Origin of the sequence: Sphingopyxis sp. H115 (assembly GCF_001468465.1) — a bacterium.
Lineage (GTDB): Bacteria > Pseudomonadota > Alphaproteobacteria > Sphingomonadales > Sphingomonadaceae > Sphingopyxis.
On record NZ_LNSA01000024.1, the window covers coordinates 12,036 to 32,530 of the forward strand.

A 20,495-nucleotide genomic window follows, 5' to 3' on the forward strand; every position below is an offset into this window, starting at 1 on the left:
GCGACAAGGCGTGGCGAGACATTTTTCCTGAGCTACTCCGGCATGCCGGGGGCGGACTTGAACCGCCGGCCTTCCGCGACGAAGCGGACGCTCTGACCCTGTAGTCCCGCCGGCATTCGCCGACATGTTTCGGGTGCTGGCAACGAGTTTATGGCGAGACATCCGGATTTCTCCGGTGCGGAGTCGAACCGCGGGCCTTTCGGCCTGACCGATGTAGTCCCACCGGCATTTGCCAGCATGAATAAGGTGCCGGCGGCGAGAAAGAAGGACGAGACTGCCCAAAGGGCCATCGTGGCAAGATGTAGTCCCGCCCGGCATCCGCCGGCGTTTGACAGTCTCGCAGCGGCGAGAGTTGGTGAGACAGCGGTCCTTAAGCTACGTTCCAGCGGCGGGATTCGAACCCGCATCTCCCAGAAGCCTTCAAGGGTCTGGGCGCTTTACTCGTCGGACCTCTGTCGAGGATGTAGTCCCACCGGCATCCGCTGCAATTCTGCAAAAAAAAGCGAAGAACGTAACGGCGACGAGGATTTGGAAAGACGGTCCTGCTCTACCCCTGAGCTACGGGTCCATAGAGGAACCCGGCGGGATTCGAACCCGCGACCTGGCGATTAAGGGTCGATGTAGTCCTTCCGGCATTCGCCGTGACGTTTCCCATTATACCTCCGTTTCGTTCACGATCTCGACCCAGTCGCGCGTTTCGCCGGTGGCGAAGCGGGCCATTGCATCGAAGACCGCGTCGGTGAAGCCACCGACATTCATGATGTCCTTCCGGTCACGCGCCTGCGTGGTACCATAGGGCTGGATGTCGATGCAGATCAGCTTTGCGCCCGGGTTACGGGTCTTCAGCTTGTTCCACTCGTTCATCGTCGCCGTGGCGCCGTGGCGCGAGGGATCGATCCAGCTTTCGTTGTCGGACACGATCACCACCGTATCGACCGTCGCGCGCTCGGCGTTCAGCCGCGCGAGCGGAGCCGAGACATTGGTGCCGCCGCCGCCGATCGCCGCCAGCCGCGCCGCGTTGACCGCGACGCGCGCCTTGGGATCGAGCGCCATGTCGACGACGTCGACATCGAACGGCATCACCCGCGCCTGCCGGTTGGTGCGCAGCACCGCCGCCGCGACGAGCGCTGCGATGTCGATGCAGCGAACCGCCGAGGTCGCGCCCTTGCGGTATCCGGTCGCCGCCCAGCTCATCGAGCCCGAGACGTCCGGACATACCACAACCTTGCCCGCCAGCACCGGAACCGTCGCAACCGACAGTTCGAGCGCCTCTTCGAGCGCGGCCTGGACGCGCAGCGGAACCGCGTCGCCGACCTGACCCATCGCGACCATCAGCTGATACGGCGCCGGGCGGACCCGGGCGATCGTATCGGCATCGGACAGTCGCGCCGCGACCTTCTCGGTCACGCCTTTCACGTCGAACGCGCCGTTGCGCGCCAGCGTGTTCAGGTTCATGCGCAGCGCCTGCCAGCCGATCCGGCCGGCAAGCTCCGCCCAATTTTCCGCAGTCAGCGGAAAGGCGGTCAGCCATTCGAACGGCATCGGAGGCAGCGGCCCCGCGGGGTCGCGCTTCCAAGCCTCGAACGCCGCGATTTCCTCGGGCAGCGCCGCGACATCATAGGGCTTGCCGATCAGCCAGCCATAGAAGGCGCGCCGCTCGGCCGAGGCCGGCGCCGGGTGGACCATGCGGACGATATCCGCGAGGCTGGGATCATTGCCCGTTGCCGCGGCCATGAGCTGCGGCATCGAGGCCTGTTCCAGCCATTCGCGGACGAGCCGCTTGGGGCGCGAGCCGAGCGACCGGCGACCGACCTGACCCGATCGCATGATCTGCACGAAGTTGCGCAGCATGCGGCCGTTGTCGATCACGCGGCCGAAGACGCGCACCGCGAGGTCGGGATCGGCGACGGTGAGGTACGCGGCGAGCAGCGCCGGCATATCCTTCATCGCGCCCGACTTGCGGGCATAGATCGCGGCCTTGGCGACGAAATCGGGCGAGACCGCCTGCGCCGCCGCCAGAACGTCGGCGAGCTGCGCATCGGCGCCCGAATAATAGCCGTCCGACAGCGTTCCGGTCGCCGCAAGCTGCGCGAGCTTCGCTTCCGGGCCATAGGCATAGGCCGCGCCGCCGGCGTCGTTCACCGCGTCGGTCTGCGGCAGGAAGCGCGCGAGCGCGGTGGAAAACAGGTTCTTGTTGGCCATCGTCCAACTCCTTTGAAATCGCTTGCCGGACCCTCGGGGGCGGCCAGCCCATTCCGGCCGCCCCTTCGTTCCACTTGTGCCGGGGGACGTGAGCCCCGACGCCGACAGTGGTGCAGGAGGCGTGCCAATCGAAAAAGCGATCGACGGAATTTCATCAAAACACTGTTTTTAAAAAGATAAAAATGGGGTGGTCAATTCTTGCTTGGCCGGGGCAGGGAGAAAATACGATTATATTGTATCGTAGTTTATCCTATTGTATAAATTTCTCATGAAACCCGTCACCGTTATCGGATTCCTCGGCTCGACGCTCGATGCCGCCAAATTCGGACCGTCGCGCTGGAGCAAATGGCGGCCGACGGTTAGCATCTGCATGCAGGAGGATCTGCGGGTCGACCGCTTCATCCTTTTGCACGGTAGCTATCATCGCCGGCTTGCCGACTATGTCGCCGCCGATATTCGCGACGTGTCACCCGAGACCGAGGTGGTTCCGCAACTGCTCGACTTCGACGACGCGTGGGATTTCGAGGAAGTCTATGGGAAGCTGCTCGACTTCGCGCGCGCTTTTCCGTTCGATCCCGACAACCAGGACTATCTGATTCACATCACGACGGGGACGCATGTCGCGCAAATCTGTCTCTTTCTGCTGACCGAGGCACGCTACCTGCCGGGGCGGCTGCTTCAGACGCAGCCGCAACGCGGCGCGCCGCAGCCGATCGGTACCTGGAACGCCATCGATCTCGACCTCTCGCGTTACGACAGCATCGCGACACGCTTTGCCGAAGCCAGCGCCGAGAGCGCGAGCTTCCTGAAGAGCGGCATCGAGACGCGCAATGCGGCGTTCAACCGGATGATCGAAGAAATCGAGCAGGTCGCGGTGCGCAGCCGCGCGCCGATCCTGCTGATGGGGCCCACCGGTGCAGGCAAGAGCCAGCTGGCGCGCAAGATTTATGAGCTTAAGAAGCTGCGCCACCAGATTGCCGGTCCCTTTGTCGAGGTGAATTGCGCGACGCTGAAGGGTGACAGCGCGATGTCGGCGCTGTTCGGTCACCGCAAGGGCGCCTTTACCGGCGCGGCGCAGGACCGCCCGGGCCTGCTCAAATCCGCCGACAAGGGGCTGCTCTTCCTCGACGAGATCGGCGAACTCGGCCTCGACGAACAGGCGATGATCCTGCGCGCGATCGAGGAAGGGCGTTTCCTTCCGGTCGGTGCCGACAGCGAAGCGCGCAGCGAATTCCAGCTGATTGCCGGCACCAATCGCGATCTGGTGGCCGAGGTCGACGCCGGGCGGTTCCGCGAGGATCTGTTCGCGCGGCTCAACCTCTGGACATTCAGCCTGCCGGGGCTGGCGCAGCGCCGCGAGGATATCGCCCCCAATCTCGATTACGAGCTGGAGCGTTTCGCCGAGCGCGAGGGTGCGCGCGTCACCTTCAACAAGGAGGCGCGCGACAAATATCTGGCCTTTGCGGAGAGCCCGGCCGCCCCTTGGAAAGGCAATTTCCGCGACCTGGCCGCGAGCGTCACCCGCATGGCGACGCTCAGCCCGGCGGGCCGGATCGATTCGGCAGCGGTCGCGTCCGAAACCGGCAGGCTGCAATCCTTGTGGTCGGGAGGCGAGGCGCGCGGCGATGTGCTCGACGATCTGTTGCCGGAAAGCCGGCTTCGGACGATCGATCCGTTCGACCGGGTGCAACTCGCCTATGTCGTCGCTGTTTGCGGGCAGAGCGGTAGCCTGTCCGCGGCGGGCCGATCGCTGTTTTCCGCATCACGCGCGGAACGCAAATCGACCAACGATGCCGACCGGCTGCGCAAATATCTGGCGCGCTTTGACTTGGACTGGACGGGCGTTACGGCGCGCTGATCAGCAATCGACGCCGTCGAAGCGGTGGCAGCCCGTGTCGAAGCGCGCTATCGCCCCCCCGAAGACAGGGGATAGGGCATGCCTGAGAAGGTCGCGCTGATCGAAGCGGGCGGCACCAAGTTCATCGTGGGAGTGGGCGACGCGACGCGCCGGATCCACGCGCGCACCCGTATCGACACGACGCGTCCCGACGAAACGATCCCCGCCGCGATCGACTGGCTGCGCGCGCAGGGCGCCGCCTATGCCGCGGTCGGCATCGCCAGTTTCGGCCCGCTCGACCTCGATCGCGCATCGCCCAAATGGGGCCATATTACCCGCACCACCAAGCCGCACTGGAACGACGCCGATATCGCCGGCCCCTTCGCGCGCGCCTTCGGCTGCCCGGTCGCGATCGACACCGACGTCAACGGCGCCGCGCTCGCCGAATGGAAATGGGGCGCGGGGCAGGGCATGAATTCGGCCCTGTACCTCACCGTCGGCACCGGCGTCGGCGGCGGCGCGGTGGTCGGCGGGCGGCTGATCCACGGCCTTAGTCACCCCGAGATGGGTCATGTCCGCATGCCGCGCCACCCTGCTGACGCGGGTTTCGCGGGCCATTGCCCGTTCCACGGCGACTGCCTCGAAGGGCTAGCTGCGGGCCCGTCGATCATCGCGCGCTGGGGCGCGTCGCTATCGGAGCTGCCCGACGATCATATCGGGCACAGCGTCATCGCCTGGTATCTCGCGCAGGCGGCGCAGACCTTTCAGGCGATCCTCGAACCCGCGCGCATCATCCTCGGCGGCGGCGTGATGGGAACGCCCGGCCTGCTGGACCGCGTGCGCGCAGAAGCGGCGAATGCCGCGGCAGGCTATTTCGCGGGGACGCCCGGGGATATCATCGTCGCGCCGGCACTCGGCGAAAACACCGGCCTGCTCGGCGCCCTCGCGCTGGCCGAGGGACATGGGCTTCCGGGATGATGGCGGGGCGGCGGTGCGTGACCGCCGCCCGCCCGATCAGTGGCGCGCGAGCTCGTCGCGGCCGACCACCATATAATGAACCTCGTCGGGCCCGTCGGCGAAGCGCAGGTGGCGCACATCGGCGTAGAGCTCGGCGAGCGGCGTCCAATGCGAGATGCCGGTGGCGCCGTGGATCTGGATCGCCTGGTCGATGATCTGGCAGGCCCGCTCGGGCACCATCGCCTTCGCCATGCTGACCCAGACGCGCGCCTCGCGGTTGCCGAGCAGGTCCATCGCCTTTGCGGCCTTGAGCACGATCAGCCGCATCGCCTCGATCTCGACGCGCGCCCGCGCGATCACCTCGAGATTCTTGCCAAGCTGCGACAGCGGGCGGCCAAAAGCGGTGCGGGAATTGCCGCGCTTCACCATCAGGTCGAGCGCGACTTCGGCCTTGCCGATCGTGCGCATGCAATGGTGGATGCGGCCCGGGCCTAGGCGCATCTGCGAAATCTCGAAACCGCGCCCCTCGCCGAGCAGGATATTCTCGCGCGGGACGCGGACATTGTCGAAGCGCATGTGCATATGCCCCTGCGGCGCATGGTCGGCACCGAACACGCGCATCGGCCCCAGCACCTGCACGCCCGGCGTGTCCATCGGCACCAGGATTTGCGAATGCTGGCCCTTGCGCGACGCTTCGGGATTGGTCTTGAGCATGCAGATCAATATCTTGCACCGCGGGTCGCCCGCGCCGCTGATGAAATATTTCTCGCCGTTGATGACCCACTCGTCGCCGTCGAGCACTGCGCTCGTCTCGAGGTTGCTTGCGTCGGACGAGGCGACGCCGGGTTCGGTCATCACATAGGCCGAGCGGATTTCGCCGTTCAGAAGAGGTTTGAGCCAGCGCTCCTTTTGCGCCGGTGTGCCGACCATTTCGAGCACTTCCATATTGCCCGTGTCGGGCGCCGAGCAGTTCAGCGATTCGGAGGCGAGCGGCGATTTGCCGAGTTCGGCGGCGATATAGGCATAGTCGAGATTGGTGAGCGGGGTTCCGGTGTCGCCGTGCGGCAGGAAGAAATTCCACAGGCCCGCGGCCTTCGCCTTGTTCTTCGCGCCCTCGAGCAGTTCGAGTTGTCCCGGTGCCCAGCTCCAGCGGTCGGCGCGGCCTTCGCCGAGCCGGAAGAACTCTTCGGTAATTGGATCGACATTGTCGGCGATGTGGCGTTTCACCGCGTCGAAGAGCGGCTGCGCTTCCTTCGACATGCGCAGGTCGTTGAGTTCGGCCTGAAGTTCGATTTCGGTCATTTGCGTCTCCAGCAGGTTTTCGCCGGAGAAGGTAGCGGCGCTATGCCATCAAGGATAATGATAGGGTTGAATAATCTATATTCGCCGACCGAATAGATGCTATGCCGGTTTGCCCAACTCATCGACGATGATCGCACGCAGCCAACCGAGCCCGGGATCGGCCTGAGCCGCCTGATGCCAATAGAGATAGCTGCCGCCGGGTTCGACGGGCAGCGGCAGGTCGAGAAGTTGCATCGGCCACATCGCGTCGAGCACCGCGGCGTGCGATTTGGGGAGCGCAAAGAGCATGTCGGACGCGGCGACGATCTGCCATGCGGTGATGGCGTGCTGGCAGCGGACGGCGACGCGCCGCGCGAGGCCCATGCGGTCGAGCGTCATATCCTCGATCCCGGGGCCATAGGGACGCGCCGTCGCGATGATATGGTCGAGCGCCAGATAGGTGTCGAGGTCGATTGCGCCGTCGACGCACGGGTGCCCCTTGCGCGCGACGACGACGATCTTCTCGGCGCCGAGATAGTGGCGGCACAGCTGGCCATCGGCGGGCAACGCGACATCGAGCGCAAGGTCAAGATCGCCGTTCGCGAGCATCGTGACGAGCTCGCGGCGCCGGAAGGTGACGCTGGCGAGCGCGGCATGCGGCGCCTCGGCGCGCACGCGCGCGACCAGCGAGGAAAAACGCGGCATCTCGCCCGAGAGCCGAACCCCGATTCGGAACTCGCGCGCCGTTTGCGTGGGATCGAACGCGGTCGCCGCATCGAGCGCGGCGTCGAGCCCGCGCAGCGCTTCGCGCACCGGGCCGGCGATCGCCCGCGCCGCCGACGTCGGGACAAGGCGGTTGCCCTGCCGCACGAAGAGCGGGTCGTCGAATTGTGCGCGCAGCCGGGCCAGCGCGTGGCTGATCGCCGGTTGCGACAGGTTCAGGTGGCGCGCCGCCGCCGAAACGCCGCCCTTCGCAAAAATCGCGTCGAAAATCCGCAGCAGGTTGAGATCGAACCGGGCAAGGTGCCGCAAGACATGTTCCTAGGCGATGGCAGCGCAGGCGAGGGTCGAGGCATAGCAACCGGCCGGGCGAAAGGGAACCGGACGGCGGGCATGGTGCGCGCCGCCTGTGGAGCCTGCCAAGGTGCGGGGGCGCCTGCACCATCCGTGTCCTGGTTGGAGGGGCGGGGCAGTTGCGGCCCACTTGAAATAGTTTCATCAAACCTTTGGTCGTTCCTTGGCGCCGCCATTTCGTTTCGGTGACGGTTCGTGCTAGATCGACGATAGTAATGTTAATCCTTTTGACGGATATCTGGCCGAACACAGCTTTACTCAACGGGACCGACTTTCCATGGTCGACGAAATCGAACTGAAGCTTGAATTGTCCCTTGCCGACGCGGACCGAATCGTTTCGTCGAAGCTGTTCGGTGAAAAGGCGAAGGTCGCAGAGCAGGTCTCGACCTATTTCGATACCGACGAAAATGCGCTTGCGAAGGCCGGCTTTTCACTTCGCATCCGCCGCACCGGCAATACGCGCATTCAGACGATCAAAGCCGGTGGAGGAAGGTCGGCCGGGCTCTTCGCCCGCACCGAATGGGAGCGCGCGGTGGACGACGACGCTCCCGTACTTGACTATGCGACCCCGCTGCCCACCGTCGTCGGCGACGACGCCGGCGAGGTTACGCCCCGGTTCGTTGTGAAGGTCGAGCGGTGCAAATGGGTTGTCGAAGAGGACGGAACGACGATCGAGGTCGTTCTCGACCGCGGCGATGTCAACGTAGGCGACCGGTCGGACCCCGTCTGCGAGATCGAGCTCGAACTGAAGTTGGGTGACCCGGCGGCGCTCTTCGGCCTTGCGCGCAAGATCGACGCCATCGCTCCAATACGCCTCGGCGTGCTGACCAAATCGGAACGTGGTTACCGGCTGGCAGAGCCCGATCGGGCCAGCGTCAAGGCCGAGCCTATTGCGCTGGAAGCGGATATGCGCGCCGCAGAGGCATTCAAGCGGATCGTCCAGGCAGGCGTTCGCCAATTTCGGCTCAACGAAAACCTGTTGCTTTCGAGCCGCAACCCCGATGCGCTGCATCAGGCGCGTGTCGCAATCCGCCGGATGCGCTCGGCGTTTTCAGTTTTCAAGCCGATGACCGGAGACGATGGCGCGGCCCTGCGCGAGGAGCTTAAATGGCTTGCCGCCTGCTTTGGGGAGGCCCGCGACATCGACGTGCTTCTCGAACGGGCGCCATCGGGAGCGCTGCGCGATCGCATCGCTGCCGCTCGCGAGAAATCCTATGACCATTTGATCGAGACACTGGCGGGTCACCGGGCCCGCATTTTGATGTTGAACGTCGCGCATTGGCTGGAACAGAGCCGCTGGACTGACGGCGATGGTGGAGAGGTCGATGGAAGCGACCCGGCTCGCGTCTTTGCTGCAAACGCGCTCGCGCGCCTCCGGCGCAAGATCAAACGCCGGGGTAAGGCGCTTGCCTCCGCCGACGACGAAACACGGCACGAGCTCCGCAAAGATGCGAAAAAGCTGCGCTACGCGAGTGAGTTTTTCGCTTCCCTGTTTGATAGAAAGCGCGAGGAGCGGAGGCGCAGGCGCTTTGTCGCGGCGCTAGAAGGGCTGCAGGATCGTCTTGGGAAGCTCAACGACCTCGCTGCTGCCCCGGTTCTGCTGAAAAAACTTGGAATCGCCGACCAAGATGGAGCAGCTGCGCTTCTTGCGAATGAAATAGGCAAGAAGGAAATGATCGACCGCGCGGAACGTGCGTATGACGAGCTGTTCGATACCAAGCGCTTTTGGTGATCGCGCGAATTGCCGTGCCCTGATGGGTATCGGCCGGCTTCGAAAAATTTGTAAAAAGGTTTTGAACTGTCTCTCGATTTATCAGGCACGCAGTATCGTTCTTATCAAAAGTCCGACCGCAGCCAGCACCAAGACGCTGGCTGCCCATATGGCTACAAACCAGCCTATCTCCTTCAGGCGAGCCACTTCAATGATATCCGTCCGGCCCAACCTTGCCGCGGAACACCCAGTAGGACCAGGCAGTATAGGCGAGGATGATCGGCACCATGATCGCCGCCCCGACCAGCATGAACACCTGGCTGCGGTGCGGTGCTGCGGCTTCCCAGATCGTGACGCGCGCCGGGACGACGTCGGGCCAGATCGAAAGCCCAAGGCCGACAAGACAGAGCCCGAACAGTGCGAGCGCCCACAGGAAGGGTTGGGCGTCGCGCTTGAGGCGCAGGCTGCGATAAAAGAGGAAGGTGACGATCACCGTCGCGAGCGGCACCTGCGCGGTCGCGAGCACGCCGGGGAAGCTCAGCCAGCGTTGATGATATTGCGGCTCCAGCGTCAGCGTGGCGAGGCTGATCGCGCCGATCATGGCGAGGAGCAGGATGCCAAGGCGTCCGGCATAGGTCACGGCCTGGCGCTGGAGCGCGTCTTCGGTCTTCCAGTTGAGCCAGCATGCGCCGAGGAGGGCATAGCCGACGACCAGCCCGGCACCGGTCAGCAGGCTGAACGGCGACAGCCATTCCCACCATCCGCCCGCATAGGCGCGGCCCTCCACGGTGATGCCCTGAAGCAGCGCACCGAGCGCAATTCCCTGCGCAAAGGTCGCGACGATCGAACCCAGCGTGAATGCTCGGTCCCAAAATTCCCGGTGCGCCGGATCGCGCCATCGAAACTCGAACGCCACGCCGCGAAAGACGAGGCCGAGCAGCATGGCGATCATCGGCGCATAGAGCGCAGGCAGGATGATCGCATAGGCGAGCGGGAAGGCGGCGAGGAGGCCGCCGACCCCCATGACGAGCCAGGTCTCGTTGCCGTCCCACACCGGCGCGATGCTGTTCATCGCCGCGTCGCGATCTTTGCCCACCTTGAAAAAGGGAAAGAGGATGCCGATGCCGAGATCGAAGCCGTCCATCACGACATAGGCGATGATCGCGAAGCCGATGATACCGGCCCAGATAATCGTCAGGTCGGTCATGCGCCTTCTCCTTCGATGACAGCGGCGGCGGGCGTGATCCCGGCCGAGCGGATCGGCATTCCGTCGAGCGCGGCCTCATGCGCTTCGGGTGGTTTTTTCATCAGGCGCAGCAGGTACCAGATGCCCATGCCGAACACTGCGAAATAGACGACGACGAACGCGAGCAGCGATGCCGCGACCGCAGGCGCGTCGAGCGGCGATGCGCTGTCGGCGGTGCGCAGCAGGCCGTGGATGGTGAAGGGCTGGCGACCGACCTCGGTGGTGACCCAGCCGGCGAGGACGGCGATGAAGCCGCTCGGTCCCATGGCGACGGCGGCACGATGCAGCCATGTCATATCGTAGAGTCGGCGGCGCACGCGCGCGAAGAGGCTCCAAAGGCCGATCCCGACCATTGCCATGCCGAGGCCGACCATGATGCGAAACGCCCAGAAGACGATGCCGACCGGCGGTTCGTCGGCGTCGGGAACCGTATCCAGGCCCTTCAGCGGTGCGTTGGGGTCGTGCTTCAGGATGAGCGAAGAGGCCTTCGGGATTTCGATGGCATAATCGACGCGCTTTTCCTTGCTGTTCGGTATGCCGAAGAGGATGAGCGGCGCGCCATCGGGGTGGCTCTGATAATGGCCTTCCATTGCCATCACCTTGACCGGCTGATGCTCCAATGTGTTGAGACCGTGGAAATCGCCCGCGACGACCTGGATCGGCGCGACGATCGCGGCCATCCACATGGCCATCGAGAACATCTTGCGCGCGCCGGGATTCTGCCGGTTCTTTAGCAGGTGCCAAGCGCCGACACCGCCCACCGCAAAGGCGGTCGTCAGATAGGCCGCGAGGACGGTATGCACGAGGCGATAGGGGAAGCTGGGGTTGAAGATGATCGGCAGCCAGCTATCGCCAGGAAGGAATTGTCCGTTCGCGCCCATCTCGAAGCCCGCGGGCGTCTGCATCCAGCTGTTCACCGACAGGATCCAGAAGGCCGAGATGAAGGTGCCGAGCGCGACGGCGAGCGTCGCGACGAAGTGCAGCTTGCGGCCGACCTTGTTGATGCCGAACAGCATGACGCCAAGGAAACCCGCCTCGAGGAAGAAGGCGGTCAGCACCTCATAGGCCATCAGCGGTCCGATGACCGGGCCGGCCTTGTCTGAAAAGACAGACCAGTTGGTGCCGAACTGATAGGACATGACGATGCCCGACACGACGCCCATCGCGAAAACGACCGCGAAAATCTTGAGCCAATAGCGGTAGAGGTTCGCGTAGACGCCCTTGCCGGTCTTCAGCCACAGCCCTTCGAGCACGGCGAGGAAGCTTGCGAGACCGATCGTGAAGGCCGGAAACAGGAAATGAAAGCTGACGGTGAAGGCAAATTGAATGCGGGCAAGCAGGATCGCCCAGTCCTGTTCGATCATCGTCGTTCTCCCAGAGGAGGTGCTGGTTGGAATAGTATCATTTTTCGCCGCCGCGGGGAGTGGTCCGATTGTCCCAGGCGAAAGCGCCGGGTCCGCGCGCCCAGATCAGGAGGAGCGCGCCGAGGATCGCGATATTCTTAAACAAAGGGCCGACGTGCGACGGATCGGGGACAAGGTGCACCGCGACGGTGACCGGGACCAGCGTTGCGAACAGGATGAGCGCCGAGGCTCGTGTCAGGAACCCCAACGCCAGCGTCACACCGGCGGCGACGAAGGCGATACCCGAAAGCCACAGCAGCACCGATGGGTCGCCGATCATGCGCACGGTGCCCGCCCACGGCGATTCCCCCATCCGCTGGAGCATCATGCGATGCTGGCCGAAGTGGCCGAGGCCGCCGATGATGAAGATCAGGCTAGTCAGCAGGCGGAACAGTGGATCGACCAGCGCACTGGTGCGCGGTCCCGGCGCAAGACCCGCCTCGATGCTTTTGAACATGTCTCTTCCCCTTATCCCGCCAGTTCGGCCCAGCTCTTCCACAGCATGTAAAAGGCGACGATCATCACGAAGCCGGCGAAAATCATTTTGAGCCTGCCCTTGTCCGCCGACAATGCCCGCGCGGCCCGCGTCCCGATCGCGCTTCCCGCGATGCCGCCGAGGATGAACACGCCGGCCAGCGGCCAGTTGACGAGCCCCGACAGTGCATAGTTGAACGAGGTCGTAAGCCCGAATGCCGTGACCGCGACCAGCGAGGTCCCGATCGCGCGCAGGATCGGCATCGAGGTCGATGCCACCAGGCCGGGGACGATCAGGAAGCCGCCGCCGATCCCGAAAAAGCCCGAGAAGGCGCCGGTGCCGAGGCCATAGCTCGCGACCTTGCCCACATTCTCGCGACTGCACATCGCGCCCTCGATGCCTTCGTTGCCGCGGCCGCGGAACATCAGGATCGCGACGGCGATCATCAGCAGCGCGAAAAGAAAGAGAAGCTGGTGCCCGTCGATGCTTTTGCCGACGGTCGATCCGCCGAAGGCACCGACGACGCCGGCCGCGGCGTAAATGAATCCGCAGCGCCAGTTGACTGTGCCCGCGCGTGCGTGGTTCCACAATCCGATCGCGGCATTCGCGGCGACCGCAAAAGCGCTGGTGCCAATCGCCACATGCGGGTCCTTCACCCCGACGAGGTACAGGAGTAGCGGCACGGCGAGGATCGACCCGCCGCCGCCGACGAGCCCGAGCACGAAGCCGACCAGCACGCCCGACACGCCGCCGAGCCCGTAATGAAGCGCGTCGATCACCGGCTCAGCCGTTCGCCGCGATCGGGTGCGGTTTCACCATCCACTCGCGGCCCTTCAGCATTCCGTGCCAATAGACGGGCGGCAGGATGGTGTCCTTGAGCAGCCACGACAGGCGCGACGGCCTTGTGCCGTCGATCAGCCACGACGGAAAGCTTGGCAGCAGCTTGCCGCCATAGCCGAATTCTGCGAGCACGATCTTGCCGGCCTCGACCGTCAGCGGACAGCTGCCATAGCCGTCATAATCCGCCACCGGCGGCTTGCCGGCAAGCGCGGCGAGCGCGTTGACGGCGACGACCGGCGCCTGTTTGCGGGCGGCGGCCGCCGTCTTTGCATTGGGGGCGGCGCAGGCGTCGCCGAGCGCGAAGATATTGGCATAGGCGGGATGCTGCAGCGTCGCCTCGTCGACGGCGACGAAGCCCGACGGCGCGGCGAGCGGGCTCGAACGAATGAAGTCCGGTGCCACCTGCGGCGGCACGACATGGATCATGTCGAAATGCCGCTCGATCCGCGTCACGTCGTCGCCGCGGCGCTGTTCGAAGGTGGCGGTGCGCGAAGGGCCGTCGATCGCGACGAGTTGCGACGCGAAATTGAGGTCGATGCCGTAGCGTTCGACATAATCCATCAGCGCCGGGACATAGGCCTCGACACCGAAAAGCACCGCGCCGGCGGTGTGAAACTGGACCTCGACTGCATCGAGGACGCCTGCCTTTTCCCAGCGGTGGCAGGAGAGGTACATCGCCTTTTGCGGAGCGCCGGCGCATTTGATCGGCATCGGCGGCTGGGTGAAGATCGCGGTGCCGCCCTGGAACTGGCGGACAAGCCGGTTCGTGTAGGGCGCGAGGTCGTAGCGATAGTTCGACGTCACGCCGTTGCGGCCGAGCGTTGCGGCGAGGCCGGGGATCGCGTCCCAGTCGAGCTTGATGCCCGGGCAGACGATCAGCACGCGATAGGCGATGCGGCGTCCGTCATCGAGTTCGACGCGGTTGGCGTCGGGATCGAATTGGGCGACCGCGCCCTTGATCCATTCGGCACCCTTCGGGATCAGGCGGGCCTCGCGCCTGTGTGTGTAGGGCGCATCGAAAACGCCGGCGCCGACCATCGTCCAGCCGGGCTGGTAATAATGGTCGTCCGATGGCTCGATGAGGGCCAGTTTGACGTCGCGATTGCGCCGCAGGATGCTCGCCGCCGTCGCGATCCCCGCAGCGCCGCCGCCGACGATGACGATGTCAAAGTCGCCGGGCGTATCCGGGGCCGCCCGGAGCGCCGCCATAGCGGCCAGCTTTTCCGAACGGCTGCCCGAACGACAATAGGCGAGCACGGGCGCGGGCAGGTTGGCGAGGGCGTTTGCCATCAGGGCGGCGTCGGTGTCGCTCGTCTGGCCCGGCACAACCGGCAGGTGGGTGAAGGCAAGGCCGCTCGCTTGCGCCGCGGCGGCAATCGCGGCGGCGGGCGGCTGGCCCGCTTCTTCGCCGTCGGGGCGATTGCAGATGATCGACCGATAGCCGGCCGCGGCGATCGCGGGGACGTCCTCGGGGCGGATTTGCGGGCTGACACTCAGCCGCGCGTCGATTGTCCTGATGTCCATAGGTCCTCTCCGTCTTCTTCTTCAGCGGCGGGTCAGGCGGTGCAGCACCATGCCTGCGATCATCGCCGCAACCGCGATGCCAGCCTGGGCGGGCGCGAGCGCAAGCCCCGCGACCGCGGGGCCGGGGCAAAGCCCGCTCAGCCCCCAGCCGATCCCGAACAGCATCGCGCCGACGACGAGCGGCGCGTCGATGCCGCGCGTCGCAGGCAGATCGAAGCTGTCGGCAAACACCGGGCGCGCGGCGCGGCGCTGCACCGCCCAGGCCAGCGCCATCGGCGCCAGCGCGCCCGCCATGACGAAGGCCAGCGTCGGATCCCATTGGCCGAACATGTCGAGAAAGGCGCGGACACGCTGCGGATCGGCCATGCCCGACAAGGCAAGGCCGGCGCCGAAGATCGTACCCGCGACGAGTGCGGCGAGCAGGCGACTCACAACAGGCCGCCCGTCCGCATCAGCGCGACGGTCGTAATGCCGCTGGCCATGAACAGGAGCGTTGCAGCGATTGATCGCGGAGAAAGCCGCGCCATGCCGCACACGCCGTGGCCGCTTGTGCAACCCGAACCGAGCCGCGTGCCATAGCCGACGAGAAGTCCGCCGACGGCGACCTGCCACGTCGCGGCGGGGTAGCGTGTTTCGACCCCGCCGAGCAGCAGTGCGACGAGCGCCGCGCCGACCGGCAGGCCGATGATGAATGCGGCCGCCATCGCGCGCGGCGCCCCGGTATCCGCGATACCGAGCGCTCGCGCGCCGAGCCCGCTGACCCCGGCGATGCGGCCGTTGCCGAGCAGCAGGATCGCGGCGCTGATACCGATGAGCAGGCCGCCGGCCAGTCCTTGTATCGGCATCGCCTGGGGAAAGGACGCGATCATACGGCGTTCACGGGGATCTTGAGGTAGCGGATGCCATTGTCTTCGGGTTCGGGCATATGGCCCGCGCGCATATTGACCTGGATCGACGGCATGATCAGCCGCGGCATCGACAGCGCGATGTCGCGCGCTTCGCGCATCGCGACGAATTCGTCCTCGCTTACCCCGTCGTGCGCGTGGATATTGTGCGCGCGCTCGTCGGCGACGGTGGTTTCCCAAACATAATTGTCGCGCCCCTCGGGCAGATAGTCGTGGCACATGAACAGGCGCGTCTGCGGGGGCAGGTCGAGGATACGGCGCAGCGAGCGGAACAGCTGGCGCGCATCGCCGCCGGGGAAGTCGGCGCGCGCGGTGCCATAGTCGGGCATGAACATCGTGTCGCCGACGAATACCGCATCGCCGATGACATAGGCGCTGTCGGCGGGGGTGTGACCGGGGACGTGGAGGACCGTGACGGGTATCTCCCCGATCCGGAACTGGTCGCCGTCCTTCCACAGTTGATCGAAATCGGACCCGTCGCGCTGAAAGTCGCTGCCGGCGTTGAACAGCTTGCCGAAATTGCGCTGCACGGTGACGATATGCTCACCGATGGCGATCTTTCCGCCGAGCTTGTCCTGCAGATAAGGCGCTGCCGACAGATGATCGGCGTGGGCATGGGTTTCGAGCAGCCAGTCGACCGTCAGGCCTTGCGCCTCGACGTAGGCGATCACCGCGTCGGCCGACTCGTGCGACGTGCGCCCCGCCGCCGGATCATAGTCGAGAACCGAGTCGATCACCGCCGCGCGGCGCGTCGCGCGATCGTTGACGACATAGGAAATCGTGTTCGTCGCATCGTCGAAAAAGGCTTTGATTTCGAATGCTTGTGCTTGGGTTGCCGCGATCTGGGCGCCAGCCATTTCGATAACTTCGTCCGCCATTTGCCGATCCTTAAAAATCAGATTTACATAAATTATGTAATTGAATAGAGTGATTGCGTCAAGCGGGGCTGCGAGGCAAGGCTTGGAGTGCAGGAATGGATGATGAAATGATCGAGACGACCGACGCGCCCCGGCCGATTGGGTTGGGCGATGCCGCACCGAATTTTACCGCGCGATCGACGCAGGGGCAGCTGGCGCTGGCGGATTATCGCGGGCGCTGGCTCGTGTTCTTTTCGCACCCCGCCGATTTCACGCCGGTGTGCACGACCGAGTTCATCGCTTTTGCGAAGCGGCAGGCGGATTTCGACAAGCTGGAATGTTCGCTTCTTGGGCTTTCGGTCGACAGCCTTTACTCGCACCTCGCCTGGGTGCGCGCGATCGAGGCGCATTTCGGGGTCGTGATCGGCTTTCCGATCGTCGAGGACCCCAGCATGGTGATCGGGCGTACGTATGGCATGATCGATGCGGCCGCGCAGGACAGCGCCGCGGTCCGGGCGACCTATATCATCGATCCCGAGGGCATCGTCCGCGCGATCAACATATATCCGCACACCGTCGGTCGGTCTATCGACGAGATATTGCGCACCGTTGCCGCGCTCCAGCAGACAGCCGATGGCAAGCGGCTGACGCCCGAAGGCTGGCGACCGGGCGACGCATTTCTGGCGCCGCCGTCCGAAAGGGTGATGGAAGGCGACGACCTCGGCTGGTTCTGCCGCACGATCGAAGCATCATGAGCGCGATCTACGAGGATCGCGCGCTCGCGGACAAGGCGGTGGAAAAGCTGCGGATCTATGCGCAGCCGCAGCGGCTGATGATCCTGTCGTGCCTGCTCCGCGGCGAGCGGACCGTCAGCGAAATCGATACGGCGACGTCCATAGGCCAGCCGGCCCTCAGCCAGCAGCTCGCTGAACTGCGCCGGGGTGAAATGGTGAAGACGCGGCGCGAAGCCAAGCAGGTCTATTATGACCTGGCGGACGAGCAGGTTGCGTTGTGCGTTCGCAGCATGGAGGCCATTTTTTCCGGAGCGGTTGCAAACGCCAGTGATCTTAGGACGGCGATTGGCGAGCCTCCAAAGGCCGCGCCTACATTGACGGTTGCCGGCGCGGCCGCCTTTGCCCGAATCGAAAGGTAATGGTCAGCCCGCGCGAACGGGATATGTCTGCCGACACGAAGCGAAACCGGGAGGGCGGTATGTTTTGGTTCAGGCTTTTTCTTGTCGCATGTCTGCTGTCGATTCTGATCAATACCGGCATCACGATCGCCGCGCACGGATGGAATCTGCTGCCGGTCTTCTTCGGCGACATGGCGGCCATGGGTTGGCCGGGGCAGTTCAATTTCGACTTCTTTACCTTCCTGCTTTTGTCCGGACTGTGGACCGCCTGGCGCGATGACTTCACCCTTGGGGGCTGCTTGCTTGGCCTCATCGCGATATTCGGCGGCATGCTGTTCCTGTCGATTTACCTCCTGATCCTCACTTACCGGCACCACGGCGATATGGGCGAAATAATGCTCGGAACCAGACGGACGCGTGCGAAATCTTGAGCAGAGCGGCGGCGAACTCCCCATGGGAAGGAGGCTCGCGCAAACCGGCCCAGACCATGCCGAAAAGCCGCTTCCAGCCGGTCTATGGCTCGTCCGTCCCGATCGGTTCGGGCGTTGCCGGGGCGCGGTCCTAGACCCAGGACCTAGCGCGACCTGTTAAATCAAAATCGGCCGGTCGCCGACCGGCAGCGTTTTTGGGCAAAGGGCGGGTATGGGACGCACGCTTCATCAATTCGCCCGACAAGCGGGATCCCGGAGATTCTCGAGACAAGGAACCTCGGGTGAACTGCACTCGGGATCCCATCACCTTGGGCCGCTATCGACCGGTTGAACCCGGGCGACCCAGCCTGCGGCCTTCGCGAAGGAAAAGCATGAGTCCGTATCGATCGTGGTGCTGTCCCGGCTTGGCTAGCGCGGCTCGGCCATGCGGCTGTGTCAGGCTGTCCATACCCAGCTCAAAGTTCGATTTTGAACTATTCCCCGTTTGCGCGAAACAACGCAAAGGGCAACGCGCGCGAGCGAATAGGCTGCCGCAGTTTCTCTAGCGATATCGAGTGGTGGGTGGTCGCTTGCTAACGGCAGCGATTGAAGAAATGGCTCCCCGGGTAGGATTCGAACCTACGGCCGCTCGATTAACAGTCGAGAGCTCTACCGCTGAGCTACCGAGGAATAGACCGCCGTGGCGGGCAAGGCGGTCCCTTTGCCGCCGCGCGTTCGATATTGCAAGCCCCTTTAGACGATAAATTGTTCCATCGCGATGCGTTCGTCGAGGCCCTGGTCAGGATCGAACAGCAAGGTCAACGGCCGGCTACGGTCGGTGGTGACCAGCACCGTCTTCACGTCGCGGATTTCGCGCTGATCAGCGACCGCGCTGACCGGGCGCTTTGCCGCCTCGCGGACATTGAAGCGGATGCTCGTCGATTCGGGGACGAGCGCGCCGCGCCAGCGCCGCGGGCGGAAAGGGCTGATCGGCGTCAGCGCGAGCATTTCGGATTCGAGCGGCAGGATCGGGCCGTTGGCGCTGAGATTATAGGCTGTCGATCCCGCGGGCGTCGCAACGAGCACGCCGTCGCACGCCAGTTCCTCGAGCATCGTCCGTTCGTTGATCATCACTTCGAGCTTCGCGGCCTGCCGCGTTTCGCGCAGCAGCGAAATCTCGTTGATCGCGGGCAGGATATGCCGCTCGCCGCTGATCGTCGTGATATCGCCCGACAGCGGATGGATCAGGAAGGGGCGCGCCGCGGCAAGCCGGTCGATCAGTCCCTCGACGCGAAATTCGTTCATCAAGAAACCAATCGTCCCGCGATTCATCCCGAACACCGGCAGGCTGCGCCGCTGGTCGAGCAGCTGGTGCAGCATGTGCAGCAGGAAGCCGTCGCCGCCGAGCGCGATGAGCAACTCGGCTTCGGCCAGGTCGACAAAGTCGTAGAGCGGCCGCAGTTCGGCCTCCGCCTCCATGGCGGCGGGCGCGTTCGATGCGACTAGCGCGATCTTGCGATGCATATTGGTCCGGTTCCCCCGTGCCTTCGAATAACGGGGCCGCTTTTCAGCCGCCCGTTGCACTCATATGACGCGCGACCGCCGGTGTGGACCTTCGTTCGATGTGAAAGTCATGCGCGCGCGGTTTGCCAGCCAAAGCGGCATCGATCAAGCCGTCGACATCGCCGCCTTCGCGTAAGCTTGCGCGCAGGTCGACATGATCGTCCTGGCCGAGGCACATATAGACGCGTCCCTCGACGGTCAGGCGGATGCGGTTGCAGGTCGCGCAGAAATTGTCGCTGAGCGGCGTGATCAGCCCGAGCGTGACCGGGCTGCCTTCGACCGCGAAATAGCGCGCGGGGCCGCCGGTGCGCTTGTCTACCGGGTAGATCGCGCGCGCTTCGCGCAGCGGCGCGATGAACTGGTGGAGCGGGATATAATGATCGCTCCGGTCCGCCTCGACCTCGCCCAGTGGCATCGTTTCGATGAGCGTCAGGTCACAGCCCGTCGCGGCGCAAAAATCGAGCATGGGCAAGAGCTGGTCTTCGTTGAGCCCCGCGAGCGCGACCATGTTGACCTTGACTGCCAGCCCCGCGCGCCGCGCCGCATCGATTCCGGCGAGCGCCACGGCGAGGTCGCCGACGCGGGTGATATGGCGAAAGGCGGCGGCGTCGAGCGTGTCGAGGCTGACGTTGATGCGGCGTACCCCCGCGGCGGCCAGCATCGGGGCATGGTCGGCAAGCCGCATCGCATTGGTGGTCAGCGTCAGTTCGTCGAGGCCATGCCCGATCATCGCGCCGAGGCGCATGGCGAGTATGTCGATCCCGCGCCGCACCAGCGGTTCGCCACCGGTCAGGCGGATACGCCGGATACCGCGCCGAACGAACCGCTCGGCAAGTTCGCCCATTTCCTCTATGCTAAGCACCGCCGATTTGGGCAGGAAGGCCATGTCTTCGGCCATGCAATAGCGGCACCGCAGGTCGCAGCGGTCGGTGACCGACAGGCGCAAATAGCTGATTTTCCGGCCAATGCCGTCGATCAAGGGCACCGTCGATGCGGTGTGTTGGGATAATGTGACAGCCACGCGCATATTGTGGTGCAAAAGGGAAGCGCTTGGCAAGCAAAGCCTGATAGAGGGACC

The 20,495-nt window shown here is 64.6% G+C and carries 20 protein-coding genes and 2 tRNA genes; 6 read left to right on the forward strand and 16 right to left on the reverse strand.

Annotation, left to right across the window (positions count from 1 at the left end):
• Positions 1–42 precede the first annotated feature (42 nt).
• Positions 43–115, reverse strand: a tRNA-OTHER gene (locus ATE71_RS15690).
• 539 nt (positions 116–654) lie between these two features.
• The gene (locus ATE71_RS15695) at positions 655–2,202 is read right to left on the reverse strand and encodes a vWA domain-containing protein (RefSeq protein WP_058804259.1); all 1,548 of its coding nucleotides are present in this window, start codon (positions 2,200–2,202) and stop codon (positions 655–657) included.
• A 268-nt stretch (positions 2,203–2,470) separates the two neighbouring features.
• On the opposite strand from ATE71_RS15695, the gene rtcR reads away from it, so the two are divergent.
• Both rtcR and ATE71_RS15705 read left to right on the forward strand, forming a co-directional pair.
• On the forward strand, positions 2,471–4,060 hold the full coding sequence (gene rtcR / locus ATE71_RS15700) for an RNA repair transcriptional activator RtcR (RefSeq protein ID WP_058804260.1): 1,590 nt from the start codon (positions 2,471–2,473) through the stop codon (positions 4,058–4,060).
• Positions 4,061–4,138: 78 nt separating this feature from the next.
• Positions 4,139–5,017 (forward strand): ROK family protein, encoded by an 879-nt coding sequence (locus tag ATE71_RS15705; protein ID WP_058804261.1) that lies wholly within the window; start codon positions 4,139–4,141, stop codon positions 5,015–5,017.
• A gap of 36 nt (positions 5,018–5,053) precedes the next feature.
• On the opposite strand, the gene ATE71_RS15710 is transcribed toward ATE71_RS15705, so the two are convergent.
• Positions 5,054–6,298: an acyl-CoA dehydrogenase family protein gene (locus ATE71_RS15710; RefSeq protein WP_058804262.1), complete on the reverse strand. Its 1,245-nt coding sequence runs from the start codon at positions 6,296–6,298 to the stop codon at positions 5,054–5,056.
• A 99-nt stretch (positions 6,299–6,397) separates the two neighbouring features.
• Positions 6,398–7,309 carry a LysR family transcriptional regulator gene (locus ATE71_RS15715; RefSeq protein ID WP_058804263.1) on the reverse strand — a complete coding sequence of 304 codons (912 nt, stop codon included), beginning with the start codon at positions 7,307–7,309 and terminating at the stop codon, positions 6,398–6,400.
• Positions 7,310–7,628: 319 nt separating this feature from the next.
• Here ATE71_RS15715 and ATE71_RS15720 point away from each other — a divergent pair, with 319 nt between their 5' ends.
• Complete coding sequence (locus ATE71_RS15720; protein ID WP_058804264.1) at positions 7,629–9,083, forward strand: CHAD domain-containing protein; 1,455 nt, start codon at positions 7,629–7,631, stop codon at positions 9,081–9,083.
• 81 nt (positions 9,084–9,164) lie between these two features.
• Here ATE71_RS15720 and ATE71_RS23070 read toward each other — a convergent pair whose 3' ends face one another.
• Genes ATE71_RS23070 through ATE71_RS15760 form a run of 9 tightly spaced genes read right to left on the reverse strand, consistent with a single transcriptional unit; the run spans position 9,165 to position 16,312 of the window.
• Entirely contained in the window at positions 9,165–9,269 is a 105-nt protein-coding gene (locus ATE71_RS23070; protein ID WP_152998812.1) for a DUF2474 family protein, read from the reverse strand.
• Between the two features lies 1 nt (position 9,270).
• Positions 9,271–10,269 (reverse strand): cytochrome d ubiquinol oxidase subunit II, encoded by a 999-nt coding sequence (gene cydB, locus ATE71_RS15725; RefSeq protein WP_058804265.1) that lies wholly within the window; start codon positions 10,267–10,269, stop codon positions 9,271–9,273.
• The gene (locus ATE71_RS15730) at positions 10,266–11,672 is read right to left on the reverse strand and encodes a cytochrome ubiquinol oxidase subunit I (protein WP_058804266.1); all 1,407 of its coding nucleotides are present in this window, start codon (positions 11,670–11,672) and stop codon (positions 10,266–10,268) included. The genes cydB and ATE71_RS15730 overlap by 4 nt, the downstream gene beginning before the upstream one ends.
• A gap of 37 nt (positions 11,673–11,709) precedes the next feature.
• Positions 11,710–12,168 (reverse strand): DoxX family protein, encoded by a 459-nt coding sequence (locus ATE71_RS15735; protein WP_058804267.1) that lies wholly within the window; start codon positions 12,166–12,168, stop codon positions 11,710–11,712.
• An 11-nt stretch (positions 12,169–12,179) separates the two neighbouring features.
• Positions 12,180–12,962, reverse strand: a complete 783-nt coding sequence (locus ATE71_RS15740) for a sulfite exporter TauE/SafE family protein (protein WP_414893024.1) — start codon at positions 12,960–12,962, stop codon at positions 12,180–12,182.
• A gap of 7 nt (positions 12,963–12,969) precedes the next feature.
• The gene (locus ATE71_RS15745; protein WP_058804269.1) at positions 12,970–14,550 is read right to left on the reverse strand and encodes a bifunctional protein tyrosine phosphatase family protein/NAD(P)/FAD-dependent oxidoreductase; all 1,581 of its coding nucleotides are present in this window, start codon (positions 14,548–14,550) and stop codon (positions 12,970–12,972) included.
• Between the two features lie 21 nt (positions 14,551–14,571).
• Entirely contained in the window at positions 14,572–14,982 is a 411-nt protein-coding gene (locus ATE71_RS15750) for a DUF6691 family protein (RefSeq protein WP_058804270.1), read from the reverse strand.
• Positions 14,979–15,419, reverse strand: a complete 441-nt coding sequence (locus ATE71_RS15755; RefSeq protein WP_058804271.1) for a YeeE/YedE family protein — start codon at positions 15,417–15,419, stop codon at positions 14,979–14,981. Before ATE71_RS15755 ends, ATE71_RS15750 begins: the two co-directional genes overlap by 4 nt.
• Positions 15,416–16,312, reverse strand: coding sequence for an MBL fold metallo-hydrolase (locus ATE71_RS15760; RefSeq protein WP_414893026.1), 897 nt, complete (start codon positions 16,310–16,312; stop codon positions 15,416–15,418). The genes ATE71_RS15755 and ATE71_RS15760 overlap by 4 nt, the downstream gene beginning before the upstream one ends.
• Positions 16,313–16,428: 116 nt before the next feature.
• On the opposite strand from ATE71_RS15760, the gene ATE71_RS15765 reads away from it, so the two are divergent.
• From ATE71_RS15765 to ATE71_RS15775, 3 genes are read left to right on the forward strand one after another with little or no spacing between them, the layout of a single operon-like run.
• Complete coding sequence (locus ATE71_RS15765; RefSeq protein WP_201022968.1) at positions 16,429–17,067, forward strand: peroxiredoxin; 639 nt, start codon at positions 16,429–16,431, stop codon at positions 17,065–17,067.
• Complete coding sequence (locus ATE71_RS15770; RefSeq protein ID WP_201022969.1) at positions 17,064–17,465, forward strand: ArsR/SmtB family transcription factor; 402 nt, start codon at positions 17,064–17,066, stop codon at positions 17,463–17,465. The genes ATE71_RS15765 and ATE71_RS15770 overlap by 4 nt, the downstream gene beginning before the upstream one ends.
• Positions 17,465–17,875 carry a hypothetical protein gene (locus tag ATE71_RS15775; protein WP_235588040.1) on the forward strand — a complete coding sequence of 137 codons (411 nt, stop codon included), beginning with the start codon at positions 17,465–17,467 and terminating at the stop codon, positions 17,873–17,875. The genes ATE71_RS15770 and ATE71_RS15775 overlap by 1 nt, the downstream gene beginning before the upstream one ends.
• Positions 17,876–18,469: 594 nt before the next feature.
• Here the strand turns inward: ATE71_RS15775 and ATE71_RS15780 are convergent.
• The 3 genes from ATE71_RS15780 to moaA all read right to left on the reverse strand — a co-directional run bounded on the left by ATE71_RS15780 (position 18,470) and on the right by moaA (position 20,444).
• Positions 18,470–18,544: transfer RNA gene (locus tag ATE71_RS15780), tRNA-Asn, on the reverse strand.
• Positions 18,545–18,607: 63 nt separating this feature from the next.
• Complete coding sequence (locus tag ATE71_RS15785; protein ID WP_058804273.1) at positions 18,608–19,378, reverse strand: NAD kinase; 771 nt, start codon at positions 19,376–19,378, stop codon at positions 18,608–18,610.
• Positions 19,379–19,421: 43 nt separating this feature from the next.
• Entirely contained in the window at positions 19,422–20,444 is a 1,023-nt protein-coding gene (gene moaA, locus ATE71_RS15790) for a GTP 3',8-cyclase MoaA (RefSeq protein ID WP_058804274.1), read from the reverse strand.
• Positions 20,445–20,495: the final 51 nt, after the last annotated feature.